This window comes from Pusillimonas minor (assembly GCF_014237865.1).
Classification (GTDB): domain Bacteria; phylum Pseudomonadota; class Gammaproteobacteria; order Burkholderiales; family Burkholderiaceae_B; genus Neopusillimonas; species Neopusillimonas minor.
Window position 1 is genome coordinate 121,423 of record NZ_JACJUU010000005.1, and the last position, 17,300, is coordinate 138,722.

The 17,300-nt window shown below is 57.8% G+C and carries 17 protein-coding genes; 12 read left to right on the forward strand and 5 right to left on the reverse strand.

The window, feature by feature from the left end; genetic code table 11:
• Window positions 1-23: 23 nt before the first annotated feature.
• The 4 genes from GTU67_RS08535 to GTU67_RS08550 are packed head-to-tail and all read left to right on the forward strand — an operon-like array spanning window position 24 to window position 3,407.
• A complete protein-coding gene (locus GTU67_RS08535; RefSeq protein ID WP_185779666.1) occupies window positions 24-944 on the forward strand; it encodes a branched-chain amino acid ABC transporter permease in 921 nt (306 codons plus the stop codon).
• Window positions 945-947: 3 nt separating this feature from the next.
• Window positions 948-1,940 carry a branched-chain amino acid ABC transporter permease gene (locus tag GTU67_RS08540; protein WP_185779667.1) on the forward strand — a complete coding sequence of 331 codons (993 nt, stop codon included), beginning with the start codon at window positions 948-950 and terminating at the stop codon, window positions 1,938-1,940.
• Window positions 1,937-2,698 carry an ABC transporter ATP-binding protein gene (locus tag GTU67_RS08545; RefSeq protein WP_185779668.1) on the forward strand — a complete coding sequence of 254 codons (762 nt, stop codon included), beginning with the start codon at window positions 1,937-1,939 and terminating at the stop codon, window positions 2,696-2,698. Before GTU67_RS08540 ends, GTU67_RS08545 begins: the two co-directional genes overlap by 4 nt.
• Window positions 2,691-3,407, forward strand: coding sequence for an ABC transporter ATP-binding protein (locus GTU67_RS08550; RefSeq protein ID WP_185779669.1), 717 nt, complete (start codon window positions 2,691-2,693; stop codon window positions 3,405-3,407). Before GTU67_RS08545 ends, GTU67_RS08550 begins: the two co-directional genes overlap by 8 nt.
• 82 nt (window positions 3,408-3,489) lie before the next feature.
• Here GTU67_RS08550 and GTU67_RS08555 read toward each other — a convergent pair whose 3' ends face one another.
• Window positions 3,490-4,083 carry a cysteine hydrolase family protein gene (locus GTU67_RS08555; protein WP_185779670.1) on the reverse strand — a complete coding sequence of 198 codons (594 nt, stop codon included), beginning with the start codon at window positions 4,081-4,083 and terminating at the stop codon, window positions 3,490-3,492.
• Window positions 4,084-4,299: 216 nt separating this feature from the next.
• Here GTU67_RS08555 and GTU67_RS08560 point away from each other — a divergent pair, with 216 nt between their 5' ends.
• The 3 genes from GTU67_RS08560 to GTU67_RS08570 all read left to right on the forward strand — a co-directional run bounded on the left by GTU67_RS08560 (window position 4,300) and on the right by GTU67_RS08570 (window position 7,730).
• A complete protein-coding gene (locus tag GTU67_RS08560) occupies window positions 4,300-5,478 on the forward strand; it encodes an ABC transporter substrate-binding protein (RefSeq protein ID WP_185779671.1) in 1,179 nt (392 codons plus the stop codon).
• 19 nt (window positions 5,479-5,497) lie between these two features.
• Window positions 5,498-6,496: a PDR/VanB family oxidoreductase gene (locus GTU67_RS08565; RefSeq protein ID WP_249417644.1), complete on the forward strand. Its 999-nt coding sequence runs from the start codon at window positions 5,498-5,500 to the stop codon at window positions 6,494-6,496.
• A 214-nt stretch (window positions 6,497-6,710) separates the two neighbouring features.
• Window positions 6,711-7,730 carry an AraC family transcriptional regulator gene (locus tag GTU67_RS08570; protein ID WP_185779672.1) on the forward strand — a complete coding sequence of 340 codons (1,020 nt, stop codon included), beginning with the start codon at window positions 6,711-6,713 and terminating at the stop codon, window positions 7,728-7,730.
• A 67-nt stretch (window positions 7,731-7,797) separates the two neighbouring features.
• Here GTU67_RS08570 and GTU67_RS08575 read toward each other — a convergent pair whose 3' ends face one another.
• The 3 genes from GTU67_RS08575 to GTU67_RS08585 all read right to left on the reverse strand — a co-directional run bounded on the left by GTU67_RS08575 (window position 7,798) and on the right by GTU67_RS08585 (window position 10,359).
• Window positions 7,798-8,100: a monooxygenase gene (locus tag GTU67_RS08575; RefSeq protein ID WP_221893324.1), complete on the reverse strand. Its 303-nt coding sequence runs from the start codon at window positions 8,098-8,100 to the stop codon at window positions 7,798-7,800.
• Window positions 8,101-8,229: 129 nt separating this feature from the next.
• A complete protein-coding gene (locus tag GTU67_RS08580; protein WP_185779673.1) occupies window positions 8,230-8,919 on the reverse strand; it encodes a M15 family metallopeptidase in 690 nt (229 codons plus the stop codon).
• 51 nt (window positions 8,920-8,970) lie between these two features.
• Window positions 8,971-10,359 carry a diguanylate cyclase gene (locus tag GTU67_RS08585; RefSeq protein ID WP_185779674.1) on the reverse strand — a complete coding sequence of 463 codons (1,389 nt, stop codon included), beginning with the start codon at window positions 10,357-10,359 and terminating at the stop codon, window positions 8,971-8,973.
• Between the two features lie 128 nt (window positions 10,360-10,487).
• Here GTU67_RS08585 and ppc point away from each other — a divergent pair, with 128 nt between their 5' ends.
• From ppc to GTU67_RS08605, 4 genes are all read left to right on the forward strand, one after another.
• Entirely contained in the window at window positions 10,488-13,352 is a 2,865-nt protein-coding gene (gene ppc / locus GTU67_RS08590) for a phosphoenolpyruvate carboxylase (RefSeq protein ID WP_185779675.1), read from the forward strand.
• Window positions 13,353-13,509: 157 nt separating this feature from the next.
• Window positions 13,510-13,758 (forward strand): glycine zipper 2TM domain-containing protein, encoded by a 249-nt coding sequence (locus GTU67_RS08595; RefSeq protein WP_249417645.1) that lies wholly within the window; start codon window positions 13,510-13,512, stop codon window positions 13,756-13,758.
• On the forward strand, window positions 13,758-14,135 hold the full coding sequence (locus GTU67_RS08600; RefSeq protein WP_185779676.1) for an EF-hand domain-containing protein: 378 nt from the start codon (window positions 13,758-13,760) through the stop codon (window positions 14,133-14,135). Before GTU67_RS08595 ends, GTU67_RS08600 begins: the two co-directional genes overlap by 1 nt.
• Window positions 14,136-14,200: 65 nt before the next feature.
• A complete protein-coding gene (locus tag GTU67_RS08605) occupies window positions 14,201-15,226 on the forward strand; it encodes an META domain-containing protein (protein WP_185779677.1) in 1,026 nt (341 codons plus the stop codon).
• A gap of 108 nt (window positions 15,227-15,334) precedes the next feature.
• On the opposite strand, the gene GTU67_RS08610 is transcribed toward GTU67_RS08605, so the two are convergent.
• A complete protein-coding gene (locus tag GTU67_RS08610) occupies window positions 15,335-15,946 on the reverse strand; it encodes a hypothetical protein (RefSeq protein WP_185779678.1) in 612 nt (203 codons plus the stop codon).
• A gap of 214 nt (window positions 15,947-16,160) precedes the next feature.
• Here GTU67_RS08610 and GTU67_RS08615 point away from each other — a divergent pair, with 214 nt between their 5' ends.
• Window positions 16,161-17,288 carry a cupin domain-containing protein gene (locus GTU67_RS08615; RefSeq protein ID WP_185779679.1) on the forward strand — a complete coding sequence of 376 codons (1,128 nt, stop codon included), beginning with the start codon at window positions 16,161-16,163 and terminating at the stop codon, window positions 17,286-17,288.
• The last annotated feature ends 12 nt before the right edge of the window (window positions 17,289-17,300 follow it).

The window sequence follows — 17,300 nt, forward strand, 5'->3', positions numbered from 1 at the left end:
CCTCAACATGAGCACATGCACACATGAGCACCCTATCCATTATTGAACAACTCATGAATGGCATCGGCCTGGGGCTGATTCTCTTCATGATGGCGGCGGGCCTGACCATTGTGTTCGGCGTGATGGACACCATGAATCTGGCCCACGGCTCGCTATTCATGTTTGGCGCCTATTTTGCCGCAACAGCCTATGGCGTCACCGATTCGTTCACGCTGTCCGTCCTTATCGCAGTGGCACTGACCATGCTGGTCGGCCTGCTGCTGGAAACCACCCTGATCCGCCGGCTGTATACCCGCAACCACATGAATCAGGTCGTGGCCACATTCGGTGTCATTCTTATTTGTAATGACCTGGTCAAGTACGTTTGGGGGCCTGCGCCTATCATGGCCGCCACACCACCCTCGCTGGCCGGCTCGGTCGAACTGATCGGCGGGCTTGAATACCCCGCCTTCCGGCTGCTGATTATTGCTGTCGGCATCGTGGCCGCCCTGGCGCTTTACTTCATGATGACGCATACGCGGCTAGGCATGCTGGTACGTGCCGGCGCCTCGAATCGCACCATGACCCAACTTATGGGCGTACCGGTGCGACGCGTGTTCTCGCTGATCTTCATCCTGGGCGCTGCCCTGGCCGGAATTGGCGGCGCCATGGTCGGCCCCGTCACGGCCGTACAGGTCGGCATGGGCGACTCGTTCATGATCCCCGCGCTGGTCGTTATTGTTATTGGCGGCATCGGGTCGATCCGCGGCGCATTTATCGCCGCCCTGCTGGTCGGCATCGTCGACACCGCCGGGCGAGCCTTCATTCCCGGCCTTATCGAGCTGGTGGCCTCGCCGGTTGTTGCCGCCGACGTGGGCCCGGCCCTGGCCAGCGTTCTGATGTATATCCTGATGATTGTTGTGCTTGGCTGCAAACCATCCGGACTTTTCCCCGCACGAGGATAATTCATGCCCAGTCACAACACCTCAAAGTCGTCCGCCTGGGTGCCGCTGCTCGGCATCGTTTTGCTGGCCGCCTTCCCTGTTTTCTCGCAGTACCTGGGGCTTGACTACTACACCGGGTTTGTCATGCGCCTGCTGATCTCGATGATCATCGTGACCAGCCTGAACTTCTTGCTGGGCTACGGCGGTATGGTCGCCCTGGGGCATGCCGGGTTTATTGGCGTTGGCTCTTACGCCATGGTCGCCCTGATCGAGGCCGGCATCACGTCGGTCTGGTTGCTGTGGTTCGGCGCTACCGTTATTACCGCGATTTGGGCGGCGCTAATCGGTCTTATCGTTTTACGCACACGTGGCATCTACTTCCTGATGATCACGCTGGCCTTTGCCGAAATGGTTTATTACATCGCGGTATCACTGCGCCAATACGGCGGCGACGACGGCTATATTTTGTCGACCCCGCTCAGCTTTGGCCTGGGCTTTGACCCAATGGACACCAACACCTTGTACGCCGTGGTATTGGTCATGTTCGTGTTGACCTTTGCGTTCTTCAACCGCATGGTCGACTCGCGCTTCGGCAAAGCCATTATGGGTATTCGCGACAATCCGGTACGCATGCAGGCACTGGGTTACCCCACGTTCAAGCTGCAACTGCAGGCGTTTGTCATTGGTTCGGCCGTTGCCGGGTTGGGCGGCGCCATGATGATGACGCAAAACGGCTTTATCAGCCCAACCACAATTCACTGGACACACTCCGCCGAGCTGATGGTAATTGTTGCCCTGGGTGGCATGGGCTACAAATGGGGCGCCATTCTGGGCGCTGGCTTGTGGGGTATCTTGAAAGAGTTCTTGCCACAGCTCACCGAATACTGGCACTGGCCCATGGGCTTGCTGGTCATCCTCATCATTCTGTATGCACCCAATGGCCTGTGGGCACTGTTCAGCCGCGAACAAGGCCAACAAAGCGGCGGGCTGTTTAAATTTATCCGGAGGCAGGCATGAGTCTTTTTTCTGCGACCGGTCTGGTCAAAAGTTTCCATAGTTTGCGGGCCACCGACAACGTCGACATCTCAGTCAACGCCAATGAAGTCCACGCGCTTATCGGCCCCAACGGGGCAGGCAAAAGCACCTTGGTCAACCTTATCTCGGGGCTGTTGCCCGTCGATGCCGGGCTCATCACGCTGGACGGACAAGACATTACCCGCTTGAAGGCTCACGAACGTGTGCACGCGGGTTTGTCTCGCTGTTTTCAGGTAACCAATCTGTTCAAAGAGATCAGCGTCATCGACAACCTGCGCCTGGCCATCCAGGCCCACGAAGGCAACAACTTCAAGGTGTTCGGCGTGCGTAACCACGAGGCGGCGCTGAACGAAAAAGCGCGGGCCTTGGGGGCCAAAGTCGGCATTGAAGGCGAAAGCGTGCTGAACAGCATGGCCGGCAGCTTGCCCCATGGCGCGCAACGACAGCTGGACATTGCCCTGGCACTGGCCGCCAACCCCAAGGTACTGCTGCTGGATGAGCCCATGGCCGGCATGGGCCCCGACGAATCGGCACGTGTGGTCGAACTCATCAAAGGCCTGCGTCAGCACATGGCAATTTTGCTGATCGAACACGACATGGAAGCCGTGTTTCAACTGGCAGACCGCATTTCAGTGTTGGTTTACGGCAAAGTCATCACCTCGGGGACAGTCGATCAAATCCGCAACGACCCGAAGGTTCAAGAAGTTTATTTAGGCTCGGAGACCGTCGCCCATGGCTGACAAACACTTGTTAACCTGTAAAAACCTGCACGCAGGCTACGGCGCCAGCCAGGTCTTGTTCGGCATGGATTTCACCATCGACGAAGGTGAGGTCATTGGGCTGCTGGGTCGCAACGGCATGGGTAAAAGCACCACACTAAAAAATATTGTTGGCTTGCTTAAACCCACACAGGGCGAAATCTGGTGGGAAGGCAAGGCGTTAAATACCATGGCGCCCGACGCCATTGCCCGCCTGGGTATTGCGATTGTGCCCGAGGGCCGACAGTGCTACCCAAACCTGACCGTGCGCGAACACCTTGTGGCGTTTGCCGGCAACCGGAACGGCAGCGCCAACCAATGGACGCTGGAGCGCATTTACGACCTGTTTCCCCGCCTGGCCGAACGCAGCCAGCATATGGGCGGACAATTGTCGGGTGGTGAGCAGCAAATGCTGGCTATTGGCCGGGCATTGTCCACCAACCCGCGCCTGTTGATTCTTGACGAAGCGACCGAAGGGCTTGCCCCGTTGATTCGTGAAGAAATCTGGCGCTGCCTGGACTTGCTGAAACAAGAAGGTCAAACCACGCTGGTGGTCGACAAGTATGTCGACAAGCTGGTGGGGCTGGCCGACCGCCACATTATTCTGGAACGCGGGAAAATCGTCTGGACGGGCTCGTCGGCCGAACTGGACGCCGACCGCAGCCTGTGGGTGCGCTACATGGGCGTTTAACCCGGCGGCCTAGTTGCGGTTTAGCATTGGCATCGCGCCGCCCGGCAAGGCTGCCGGAGGGCGCGATGGCTTGAACAGGCGCCTAAACCTGGCCCTGGTTCAGTTCGCTTACATTGGCTACCCTGGCGACAAACGCCAGGCTGCGCAACGCCGCCTCATGAAACTCGGGTGACCCGGCGGCGCAGGCATCGGCTGCAATGGTGACTTCGTAGCCCCGATCAGTGGCGTCGCGTACGGTGTGCTCAACGACTGAATGCGTTGCGACGCCCCCCACAATCAAATGCTGCACATCAAGCATGCGCAAAATATTGTCCAGGCACGTTCCGGCAAACGAGCTGATGCGCTGATGGGTGACCACAAACTCGCGCGCGTTGTTCAACGGCTGCAGGGGCGCCAGGAATTCAGCCCCCCACTCACCGTCCTTGACCGCGCCAAGCTCGATGGTTTTCTGAAAAATAGGCGTATTACGGGGGCAATCGGCATAGTCGGGACGAAAGGCAATGCGCACGTGCACCACCGGCAGTTGCTGCGCGCGCGCAAACGCCAGCAAACGTGTGGCGCCGTCAATCACGCGCTCGCGCACATTTTCGTCGTTCACGCCCACCCGGATTTTGCCATCCGGATGCAGCACTTCGTTCTGGTAATGCAAGGCCAACACAGCGGTTCGTTCATTCATGGTTTTCCCCAATAGGTCGAGAGCTCAATTGTGATGAAACCGAGTCTAGCGCCTTGAATCATGCGGCACTATCCGGAAAAAGAGCCTGAAACAGCCAAAAATGGCACTGCTAAAAACGGATAGCGCAACAAGGGCGTCTGCCGATTGTGGATATTGCGCCGTGCGCGCTTTGCCTAGACTTGAAGCGCTTCAACCACTCAACGCGCAAGGAAAATCATGAAAAAATCAGCTATAGCTCGTGCAATGGTGTTTTCCGCAGCCTTGCTGGCCGCTGCCGGCGCCCAGGCTGCCGACGAAATCAAAATCGGCTTCTTGACCACATTGTCCGGCCCCGGCGCCGGCACAGGCCAGGATATCCGCGACGCCTTCTTGCTGGCCATTAAAATGAACGGCGGCAAATTAGGCGGTCTGCCTGTCAACATCAGCGTCACCGACGACCAGAACAACCCGGTCGCCGCACGTCAAACCGTCGAGCGCTACATCAAGCGCGACAAAGTCGACGTGATCACCGGCCCCGTATTCTCCAGCGTTGTGCTGCCGATTCTGCCCACCATTTTGCAGAACGATACGGTTTTCCTGAGCACCAACACCGGCCCCGCAGACTATGCCGGCGAAAAGTGTGACCCCAACTTCTTTGCCGTATCGTGGCAAAACGAAGACGTGCCCCAGGCAATGGGCGCATTCGCTTCGTCTAAAGGCTACAAGCGCGTCGCCATGATCGCCCCCAACTATCCCGGCGGCCGCGAATCGCTGCAAGGCTTCAAGCGCAAGTACACCGGCGAAATCGTCGACGAGGTCTACACCAAAATGGGCCAGCTCGACTATTCGGCCGAAATCGCCAACCTGAAGAACGCGAAACCTGACGCCGTGTTCTACTTCCTGCCGGGCGGCATGGGCATTAACTTCGTCAAGCAATACAACGCGTCGGGCTTGCAAAAAGATGCCCCATTGTTGACCCCTGGCTTTACGGCCGACACCGAGAACATTGCCGCACTGGGCAAAGACCTGGTAGGTACATACAACTCGTCGCAGTGGGCCCACGACCTGCCCAACGAAGCCAACAAAAAGTTCGTTGAAGCCTACCAGAAAGAGTATGGTCGTCTGCCCAGTATGTACTCGTCACAAGGTTACGACGCTGCCATGCTGATCGACGGCGCTGTTCGCCAGATCAACGGCAAAATCGAAGACCATGATGCTTTCCTGAAAGCACTTAAAGACGCGAAGTTCGAGTCGGTGCGCGGCAAGTTCCGCTTCAACAACAACCAGTACCCCATTCACGACATCTACATGCGTCAGGTCGTAGAAGACGCCCAGGGCAATATCCAGAACAAACTGGTCAGCAAGGTCCTGGACAACCACCGCGACCCGTTCGCCAATCAGTGCCCCATGAAGTAACACGAAGGAATTTTCTGCAATGAGCATGTCCACAACCACCGAAGTACTGAAGTTACGCGTGTCCTCTGCGGACATGCTCACTGCCGATATTCGCCAGTTGTACCTTGAACCCGCGGTCAACGGGCAGGCCCTGCCTGCCTTTACCGCGGGGGCACACATCGCACTGCAAGTATCATTACCAGACGGCAAGACCGACTGGCGCGAGTACTCTCTGGTCGCCCTGAACGACACGGCCGCACAGGCCCCCGTTGGCTACCAAATAGCCGTTCGCCGCGAAACCAGCGGACGCGGCGGCTCGCAATTTGTACACGAAAGCATCAATGTGGGCGACGTGCTTGACGTACGCGCGCCCCGCAATCAGTTCCCGATGGAAAACGCCAACACGTCCCGCGCGGTATTGATCGCCGGCGGCATTGGCGTCACCCCTATTGCCAGCATGGCCGCACACTGCCGCCAGGTTGGCCGCCCCATTAGTGTTTATTACGCGGGCCGCAGTCGCAGCCTGATGGCCTATCTGCCCGAGCTGACCGAGCTGGCCGGCCCCGATTTGCACGTTCACGCCGACGACGAGCAAGGCAAGCCACTGGATGTCGCCGGTATTTTTGCGCGGCTGCAAGCCGAGGATCACGTTTATTTCTGTGGCCCCACGCCCATGATCGACGCCATTCTTGCGATGGCCGAAAAACAAGGCTGGCCACGCAACCAGATTCACTTCGAACTGTTCAGCGCACCACCGGCCGAAGACGGCGACCACCCGTTTGAGGTTGAACTTGCCCAAAGCGGCAAAACGCTGACCATCCCCACCGACAAGAGCATTCTTGACGTTCTTATCGATGAAGGCTTCGACCCGCTTTACGACTGCAAACGCGGCGAATGCGGCGTGTGCGCCACCGACGTCCTGTCGGGCGACATCGACCATCGCGACTACATCCTTACCGCCCGCGAGAAAGAGGCCGGCAACATCATGCACACCTGCGTGTCACGATGCAAAGGCAGCAAGCTGGTACTGGATATGTAACCCCAAGGCGACCAAGGGGGCAGCACTTGGCCGCCCGCACGTTTGTCAGGTTGCCTGACCAAGAAAGGCGAATAACCCTTTTAATATCATGGATATAGCGGATCAAAACCGCGGGAAGTCCCTGATAGCCGTACAGATACTTTATGTTTAAAGTGTCTAGTGTGGCAGAGTGGCGCCACCTTTCTTCAGCCGTCTCAAACCACCGGGCAAAACCGTGCAACACTTGGCAAACCTCAACCTTTCCAGGCTACACGATCATCTCGTCTTCCACTCCGACTGCCCGTCCGAAGTGCGAAGCACGCTGGGCAGCATTCTTAGCGAGCACGATCTTACCCTGGGCGAAGGCAAAGTCGACACCACGCTGTTTCAGCGCCGTCTTAATGACATCAGCGTCATGAAACTTACCTACGGTGCCGAAGTCAATGTCAAGGCCAGCCCCTTCAAAGGGTTTTCGCTGGTGCAAACGCCCCTGCGCGGCTCCTTCGAGGTCGAAATTGCCGGGCGACGCAAAACGTTTGGTCAGGGCGACGTTGCGGTCCTGTCACCCCAGCACGATCTGGGCATCCATTGGCAAGAAGGCAGCGAACAGCTCATTCTTAAAGTGCCGCACCACCTTATTAGCCGTCGCTTTAACTCCGCGTCCCAAACCTCGGCCAACAGTATGGGTACAGCGTTTGCGTCACCGGCATTCAAACTCGACGACAGCCTTAACCTGATCTGGCATTCGCTGGTTCAACAGGCCATAGACCTCCCCAACAGTAATATGGGGCTCAGCAATATGTGGCTCGAACACTTCGAGCAAACCATTGCCTTGTTTTTGCTTACGCACCAAACGGCCGAAGCGGGCAAACCCGAGGTCAGTCAATATGCGCCGGCGTCGGGTAGCGCCTGTAAAAACAGCCTGGCCCCGCTCGAACGCATGGAGGCCTATATCCGCCAGCGGCTGTGCGCTCCTATATCGTTGGTCGACCTGGCCAGCGCCGCCGGCCTAAGCCCAAGGTCGTTAAACGCACTGTGCCACCGGTATCATGGCGTCTCGCCCATGGTGTTGCTGCGCAATATGCGCCTTGATGCCGTGCGACACAAACTGCAAACCAGCCCCGGCGCCAACGTCACCAATATCGCCCTTGACCACGGCTTCGGTCACCTGGGCCGGTTCTCGGCCTACTACCGCGAACGCTTCGGCGAACTCCCCCGCGACACCACCATGCGGCAGTTTTTGCCCTGTATGTAAAGCCTTGCCAGCCGCCATTACGCCACGGCGGTGGGTAAACCAATTGTCGTCAAACCAAAACCAACCGTCACAAACCCGGAAAGCGGTCAATTCTCGACAACGGAATATTCGGGTCAAAGATCTTGAAACGCAGGCCGGTTACGCCCATAGCGGCCAAACGCGCCGCATGCATATCTTTGTAGGCGTTCAGGGTTTCCAGATTTTCAAAGCAGTAAATACCGCCGGCTTCGCCGGTTTCGGCGTTTTCGGTCCAGAGCTTCCAGACCAGACCCGGTTCGTTGGCAATACTCTCGGCCAGCCCTTTCAGCATCTCGCTCATCTGAGCACCAAACGGGCCCGTGGTAGGGAAGTCGACTTGCAGGATTTTCATGATGATCTCCGAAATACAGAATGTTGGCCGACGCGGCTACGCTTGGCTCACAACTGTTAAATGCCGAGCGTAAAACCACGTTCAAAAACATTACCAGAAATCAGCTTGCCGCAGCGAACTACAGGTGCCTCAATGCGGCAAAAAGTCAAAATACACCTCAGGGAAAGGCTCGTTTTCAAGCGTGAAGTGCCACCACTCTTTGGGGTAGGGCTTGAAGCCATGCTTTACCATTAACGCCTGCAACAACAGGCGGTTGGCCCGTTGCTGAGGCGTAAGCCCGGGGTGCTCGGGCCAGGACTCAACACCAAAAAAATCGAATGCCGATCCCATATCCAACACCTGGCCGCTATCGCGCGCAACCAGCGTCAGGTCGACCGTACTTCCACGGCTGTGCCCCGAACGCAGGGCAATGTAATCCTCTTTGAACAAGTTCTGTTTGTCGACTTTTGGATAAAAAGCTGGTTTGGTTCTAACGTCTGACAAATCTTCGGCCCATCGCACAAAGTCATCTACCGCCCGTTGGGGACGATACGCATCGAACACCAACAAGCATAAACCAAAGGGTTTAAGGTCGGCCTGAACGCGCGCCAACGCTTGCGCAGCCGACGTCGAAAGTACCGCCCGCGCGTTGTCATAGCCAGCGGCGGGACGCCCAAGAAAATTATTACCCCCGGTATAGCGCAAATCAATACGTATTTCGGGGATAGTGTCCTCGAGATAGACAAAACCTGCAGGCAGAGCCGCGTGGACCAAACCCGCAGACAACATACCCAGCATCAATGCAAAGCGTACCTTTATCGAACACAAAAATCTCAACATGGTCACCCTGTATGGCGCGGTTCAATCGCTCCAAATAACACCAATGTCACATCAGGCCGCACTAGCACCACTCGCATGCGTAGCCACACGGTTACGCCCGTTGGCTTTCGCCTCGTAGACCGCGTCATCGGCTTGTCGCAACAGGTAATGGTAGTCGGGGTGCCCGGTGTGCGAAGCCAACCCAATGCTTACCGTAACGGCAAGCACCGTGCCGTCGGGAATAAGAAACGGATGCTTTTGTACAGCTTGACGGACACGGTCGCACAATAAGCCGGCCTGCTGGATATCCAGGTCGACCAGTACCAGTAAAAACTCTTCGCCGCCCATCCGGAATAGAAAGTCGCCACCGCGACAATGCTCACTTAGCACAGCAGCAACCTGCTGAATAACCTGGTCACCCGCTTCGTGACCATAGTTATCGTTAATCCGTTTGAAATGATCAATGTCGATGACCGCCACCGCAAAGCCACTCCCAGACTTACGGCTATGCTCGATTTCGCGGGCCAGCACCGTCGGCAAAAATTTGCGGTTAAGCAAACGCGTCAAGACATCTTTGCCCGATTCCAGTTCAAGGCTACGGGCAAACAAGCTGCCAAGGTGCAGTTGAATATTTCGCGCATGATTGCGGATTTCACGGACGACATCACTGCGCCCCTGTGCATCGACCGCACCTTCAGTTTCGAGCGCCACCAAACAAACATTATCAATCGCATCAATGCTCTGAGCGATGACATCGGCCTCGGGAACGCCCTGAAATGCATGTATGCCTTTATGCCTGAACCACAAGCCAAACTCGGACTCTCGAACGCGCACCAAGCGGGTTGAGGCATTACCCAGTACAGTTTCATACATGACCTGGCTTTCCCAATCGAGAAGCGCAGCCTTTTGGCGCTCTTTCTCTGTCGCCAAGTTTTCGGTAATGGAAAACAACCGATATGCCTCGCTTGACCGCGCCTTTCGCGCGCTCGAGCTGGCGTAGGCCTGACTCATGACCTCCATCGCCAAATCGATCTTTGCCCCAAAAAAGCGACACGCCGATAACTTGAATGCATCGTCGTCAGGCGCAACACGATCAAGATAGGCATTGAATGCCCGCTTCAGAGAGCGCGCGCCCCTTAAAACAAGCGCAACAGGAATATCGACCCGCGCATGCACCTCGCCGATTTTGTGCTGATCGGCATATAAATCGTCGGCGGCTTCAGCGCTAACAGGCCCGAAAAGACGCGTCAACCACAGTATCAGTGATGCGCGCAATCGCGTTCTGACTTGCTCGTGATCAAGGAACTGCTGCGCCTGCGGATCCTTCAGCATGGTGTCATAGAACTGACTGGCGAGGCTGTCGGCCTGCTGCAGAACGATGTGCTCGACGCGTTCAGGAACGCCTGGCCCGGCAAACTCATTAAAAAGCGCCCACTCGCGCCGAAAAATATCCAACAACATAATGACAACCTATAAACTTTCGCCAACTGTAACGCACCTGGCGAGCCTTCCCGAAAATAACAAAAAATAAAGCACGAAAGCATCGCTACACTAACGAAAAACACACAAAACCTGGGAGCCCGATAAATATGCCCGACGCAAAACACGACGACACCAAGCCCAAAGGCAGCGCCCTTCGACAAGACATTCGCAAGCTGGGTAAAACCTTGGGCGACGTGATTCGCGAATCGGACGGCGTCGCCATCTACAACGTCGTCGAAAAGCTGCGCCGATCTGCCGTCACCTTCAGACGGGAAGGCAACGCGGCCGACAGCCGCGCACTGACCCAGGCCATTGGCAAACTCAGCCCCAAAGAAGCGTCGTCCGTCGCCCGCGCCTTCAGCTATTTCTTGCAGTTATCGAATATTGCCGAAGACCGCGACCAGAACCGACGCCACCGTCAGGCGGTTCTTGCCCCCGAAACGGCCGTTCGCGGCAGCCTGCAGCATGCACTGCAAACCCTGCAGGCGCGCGGGGTTGGACGACAGCGACTTGAAAAGTTCTTGCGCCAAACTTGCATTGTGCCTGTGCTTACCGCCCACCCCACCGAGGTACAACGAAAAAGCACACTGGACCTGCACCGCGAAATTGCCCGCCTGCTGGCCGCAGATGACGGCAATCTGTCGACCATTGAACGTCAGGTTACCGAACAACAGTTGCTGGGGCTGGTCGCCACGCTGTGGCAAACCCGTATGCTGCGCTGGCAAAAACTGACGGTAATTGACGAAATAGACAACGCACTCAGCTATTACAACAGCAGCTTCTTAACCGCGATTCCCGAGCTTTATCACGAGCTGAACCTGCGCCTGAACCCACCCGGAAAGTCAGCTTTCAATGCCCGGTTCCCAACGCTGCCCCCGTTCCTGAAAATGGGTAGCTGGATCGGCGGCGACCGCGATGGCAACCCCAACGTAAATGCCGACACGCTGGAGCAAGCATTGCTGCGCCAATCGGCCATTATTTTGCGCCACTACCTGCAAGAAGTGCACAGCCTGGGAAAAGAGCTTTCGATTTCGACATCTTTAGGCAGCGCCGACCCGGCTCTGATGGCGCTGGCCAATGCCAGCCAGGACACCTCGGAACACCGCCTGGACGAGCCCTACCGCCGGGCCCTGATTCATATTTATGCGCGCCTGGCGGCCACCTCGGTCGCCCTTACCGGGCGCCAGCAAGCCCAGCGGCCAACCTACCCCGCCCAGGCCTACGACAGCCCGCAGGCCTTGCAGGCCGACCTGACCCTTATCGCCGACTCCCTCGATAAGCACCATGGTCACGTTATTGCAACCTTGCGGCTTTCCGGGCTTATTCAAGCCATCAGCGTGTTTGGCTTTCATCTGGCCACGCTGGACCTTCGTCAAAGCTCTGATGTGCATGAGCGCGTGTTAACCGAGCTGTTTACGGCCGCTGGCGTTCACTGGAACGGGCGGCCCGTTAATTACGCCCAGCTCGACGAAACTGACAAACGCGCTTTGCTGCGGGCCGAACTGGCCCAAACCCGCCCGCTGGTCTCGCCCTGGGTCACCTATTCTGACGAAACCGAAAAAGAACTGGCCATCTTGCGCATGGCCGCCGTGTGCCGCAAAAAGTACGGGGCCGGCGCCATCCAGCAAGCCATCATTTCGCACACCGAATCGTTAAGCGACTTGCTGGAGGTGCTGGTACTGCAGCAAGAAACCGGACTGATTACGCCGCCTGCGCCAAACCAGCCGGCCCCCATCCCCGACGGCCTGATGGTCACACCGCTGTTTGAAACCATCCCCGACCTGCACATGGCGCCCGAGATCATGGCGCAATGGCTCGACTTGCCTGAAGTACGCACCCGCATCAACGGCGCACACGAAGGCATTCAAGAGGTCATGCTGGGCTACTCAGACAGCAACAAAGACGGCGGCTACCTGACCTCTAACTGGTCGCTGTATTGCGCCGAACGCCAACTGGTACAGGTATTCAAAAAACGCAAAGTCAGGCTGCGCCTGTTCCATGGCCGGGGCGGCTCGGTGGGCCGTGGCGGCGGCTCAAGTTACGAAGCGATCCTGGCCCAACCGCCCGGTACCGTCAACGGCCAGATCCGTCTGACAGAACAAGGCGAAGTCATCCAGGTCAAGTACAAAGACGCCAAGGTCGGCCGCTGGCACCTGGAAAACTTCGTCGCGGCGACACTCGAGTCCAGCTTAACGCCTACCACCTCGGCAGCCCAGGTCGAAGACCAGAACATGGCTCGTTTCGGTCATGTCCTGCAGTTTATGTCCGATGTGGCCGAGCGCACTTATCGCAGCCTGGTCTACCAAACGCCCGGCTTCGACACCTACTTTTTTGCCTCAACCCCCATACTGGAAATCGCCGGCCTCAATATCGGCTCACGCCCGGCCTCACGCAAAACAACGCAAACCATCCAGGACCTGCGCGCCATTCCGTGGGGGTTCTCGTGGGCGCAATGCCGGCTGATGATCACCGGCTGGTTCGGGTTTGGGTCGGCACTGTCGGCCTACATAGACCAAGGCTGCGAGGGCAGCCCCAAAAGCGCGTCGGCGCGTTTGGCGGTACTGCAAGACATGGCCCGTGACTGGCCCTTCTTCAAGACCCTGCTGTCCAACATGGAACAAGTCCTGGCCAAGACCGATCTGGACATCGCCCGGCATTACGCAACGCTGGTTCCCGACACCCAGCTTCGCGACACCGTCTTCGCGCGCATCGCTGCCGAGTTCAAGCTGACCTGCGACCGCTTTACGCAGGTTTGCGGCCACACACTGCTGGCCAACGATGAAATACTGCGCGATGCCTTAAGCGAACGGTTTGCCTACATCGACCCGCTCAACCACCTGCAGGTCGAACTACTGCGCCGCGACCGGCAACGCCGTCGTCGACCCGCCAAAGACGGCAAAGAAGACAGCAGCCAGCGTGCCATCCACATGACGATCAACGGCATCGCCGCCGGGCTGCGAAACTCAGGCTAACGACGGGGCAGATGAGTAGCAACGTCCGGCCAACAGCATGGGCAAAAGCAAGCTGTCGTGACATAATCAAACCGTTCGTGCCCTATTGCTTTTGCCTGCGCACGAACGGTCCCGCACACCGTACGGTGTCGGGTAGGTCAACTCCATCGAGACAACCATGATGCGCAAAACTACCTTGCTCATTGCCCTGGTCAGCCTGGGCGCACTGGCGGCATGCCAAAGCCCGTCGGGCTCGCACAGCCGTGGCGGTAATTCCGAATTTAACTGCATTGCCGGTACCGTAGGCGGCGCCGTCATCGGCGGCCTGTTGGGCAGCACCATTGGCGGGGGCCGCGGCCGTACCGCAGCAACTGCCGTTGGCATTGGCGCCGGGGGCTACATTGGCAACCAAATGGGGTGCAAATAATGAAAGCGTTAACACCACTTAAGCCGGCAGCTTTGCTGGTGGCCAGCCTGCTGGCGCTGGGCACCGCCCAGGCGCAAAACGCCGCCCGGCAATCGCCCCTGACACCAGAACACTTTGCCGCACTTGACCGCAACAACAGCGGCGGCGTCAGCAAAGAAGAATACGAAACCTTCATGCGTGAATCGTTTCAGAAAATGGACAAAAACGGTGACAACCGCCTGACACCGGCCGAAACCAGCGACGTACTGACCGCCGAACAATTTGCCGTGGTCGATGCCAACAAGGACGGCACCATTACACTGGACGAATTCATTGAACACGTGATGCGCGACTTTGATCGTTACGACTACGACAAAGACGGGCAGTTAAAGCCTTAAGACTATCCAGAAGCGCCTGCCAGGCGCCTGTCCGGCGCTCTGCTTACCTTAACGGAAACATCTGAATGCTCGACCCCCGCGCGGATAACGTCAAAACACGTACCCCACTCACACAGGCCTTGACGACCAAATTCTCAACCCTTGCGCTGATTGGCGTACTTGCGACCAGCGGGGTTGCAGGCGCAACCGAAACAGGTCGCATCAAAGTCACCGACATTAACACCACCACTCACCCATTCACCACCCTGCACTGCGCACGCCAGCCGCTTCAGGTGCGCTTCTTTGGCAACCTGGCCGAAGTGGTCATCAATAACCAAAGCCGCATCCTGGTTCAGGCCATATCGGCGTCGGGGGCACGCTATGTCGCCCCCAACGACGACACCACCGAGCTCTGGGGGAAGGGGCCCTTTGCTACCGTCACGTGGTCGGGGCAGACCCTGCCACTGTGCGCCCCGGCCGGCGCCATTATTCCGCCGTTCCGGGCATCGGGCAACGAACCATTTTGGGCCATCACCTATAACGGCTGGCAGGTTACGCTGACACGCCCCGGTCACCCCGACCAAACCCGTGATGCGCAAATCTCGGAAACCACAAGCCGAGGGCAAACACTTCAGGCGGGCCAAGGGCCGCACGCCTGGAAAATCACCGCCTCGGACAGCGTGTGTACCGACACCATGACAGGTATGCCTCACCCGCAAACGGTCACCTTAAACCAGGGCGATCAAACCTACACGGGCTGTGGCGGCGCCCCTGAACGCCTGTTGCAGGGCGCCACCTGGCGCGTCACCCACATCAACGACGCGCCCGTCAGTGCCACGTCATCGGCCGAAATTACGTTTTTGCCAAACAACCAACTTGCCGGCAACAGCGGCTGCAACCGGTTCTTTGGCAGCTACACGCTTACCGGCGAGTCGTTAACGGTCAAAGGCCTGGGCAGCACGCGCATGGCCTGCGCCCCGAACGATATGGCGCTAGAGGACCGCTTGTTGCAGAACTTAAGCCAACTAGAAGGCTTCACCCTCGACGAGCCTGATGTACTGACCCTGCGCACCGCCGGCGGGGCGATACGCGCCACCACGCGACCGCTATGAGCTATGCCTCTGCGCGCCAAAGACCCCATTTACTGAGTATCCGCTGCGACCCAAGGTCCTGACGCGCCCAAGCAGGGCCCTGGCCGAACCCAATTAAGCCTGCCGCCCTCAGGTTGCCGGGCCGCTCTCTTCGGGGACCACTCTAAGATAGTTATAGGCCGCGCAATAGTGCGGCCTTTGTCTTGCGGCTGACTTTGGCGGCTCGAAAATATGGATGGACAACACTGCGTTGTTTACATCGCGCACATCGTGGGTTTGAAACTGTGCATACAAATAGGTGTTGTCGTCGCCGCACAAGGGGTTGCCGTTACGCAAATATACCGGCCGCTTCAACCGCGACACCGGCACGCGCTTGTGATCGATTAAGCGCAGGCGGTAAAACGGCAAGCCGGTAATTTCAAGGCTGCCGCCTGGGCGGCCAATGTCTTTTGTGGGTTCTATCCGGTAACGTGTCGTACCGTCAAACACCAACACATTACCTTGCAAAGACACGTCGCCGGTAATGGCCACAGCCGTTTTACTTAACGCCGACCAGTCACCCAGCGCCGGTTCGGGCAACACGAGGTTACGCGGCGCCGACGCAGGCTTACCCCCGGCGACCTGCAACGTTTGCCGCTGCCCCGAGGCCGGCCCGGACGGTCGGGTATCGGTTGCCTGAGCGGCAGCCGCCCCCCATCCAAGCTGGGCCAAGCACATCGCTGTCAATAAAAAACTTCGCATTCTTCCACTCTTGTTAAGGGACATGTCTTGCGACAAATGCCGCATTGCCGGCATGACCACCGCCGCCGTACTTTGCCCAACCTGGCCCGCATTGGACAAGGGTTGTCTGAAACCGGATAGCCTCGGCCCATATGCCCCCGCTACTGTATCGACAAGGCGGCAAGCATCACTTTAATTGCCCCAACCCCTTACCGCACCACCCAGGGAGACCACAATGAACACCGTTGTTTACGACACATATTGCGAAGACGTTATAGGCCGCGCCAATGTTCGGGATACCCCCGAGCTGGTGTCGTACTACAAAGACCTTGAACGACTGGGCACCGCAGCACTTTGGACAGTAGCCAACAAAATCGAGCCCTGGGAACCAAAATCGGCGTCAGTCCCGATGCTTTGGCGCTACCGCGACTTACGCGAACATGTTCTCAAGTCGGTAGACCTGGTAACGCCGGAGCAGGCTGGCCGGCGCGTCATCTACTTCGAAAACCCCGGCCGTAAAGAAGAAGCGGCCGCCGTGGGCTGGCTGTATTCAGGCCTGCAAGTCATGCATCCCGGCGAAAACGCATCGGCCCACTGGCACTCGTCGTCGGCACTACGCTTCATTATGGAAGGTCGTGGCGCCTACACCATTGTAAACGGTCACAAAATGACACTCGGCGCCAACGACTTCGTCATTACCCCCAACGGGTGCTGGCACGAACACGGTGTAGAAGAAGGCGGCCTGCCTTGCATTTGGCAAGACGGGCTGGATATCCCGTTAGCCAATGCCATGGAAGCCGGGTTTTATGGCGTGCACCCGGACCTGCACCAGGCCATTGGTTACCCCGTCGACGATGCAGTCAGCATCTGGGGCGCACCCGGGCTTACGCCCAATGGTGTGAAATGGAATCAAAATTATTCGCCGCTGTTCAAGTACCAGTGGGAACCGACGTACGAAGCGTTGGCGCGTTACAGCAAGGCCGCCGACGGCAGCCCTTTTGACGGCCACCTGATGAACTACACCAACCCGTCAACCGGCGGGCCGGTCATGGCCACCATGGGGGCCAGCATGCAGTTGCTGCAACCCGGCTTCGTGGGCAAAGCTCACCGACATACCGGCAGCTTCTTGTACCAGGTCGCCAAAGGCAGTGGCTACTCCATCATCAACGGCCAACGCTTCGACTGGCAAGAGCACGATGTCTTCTGCGTACCTGCGTGGGCGTGGCACGAACATGTCAATGCATCGCAAACCGACGATGCCTGCCTGTTCTGTTTCAACGACTTGCCAGCGATCCAGAGCATGGGCTTTTACCGTGAGGAAGCACTGGCCGACAACAGCGGCCACCAACCTGTCATCACCTGAGGTTTTCGTGCC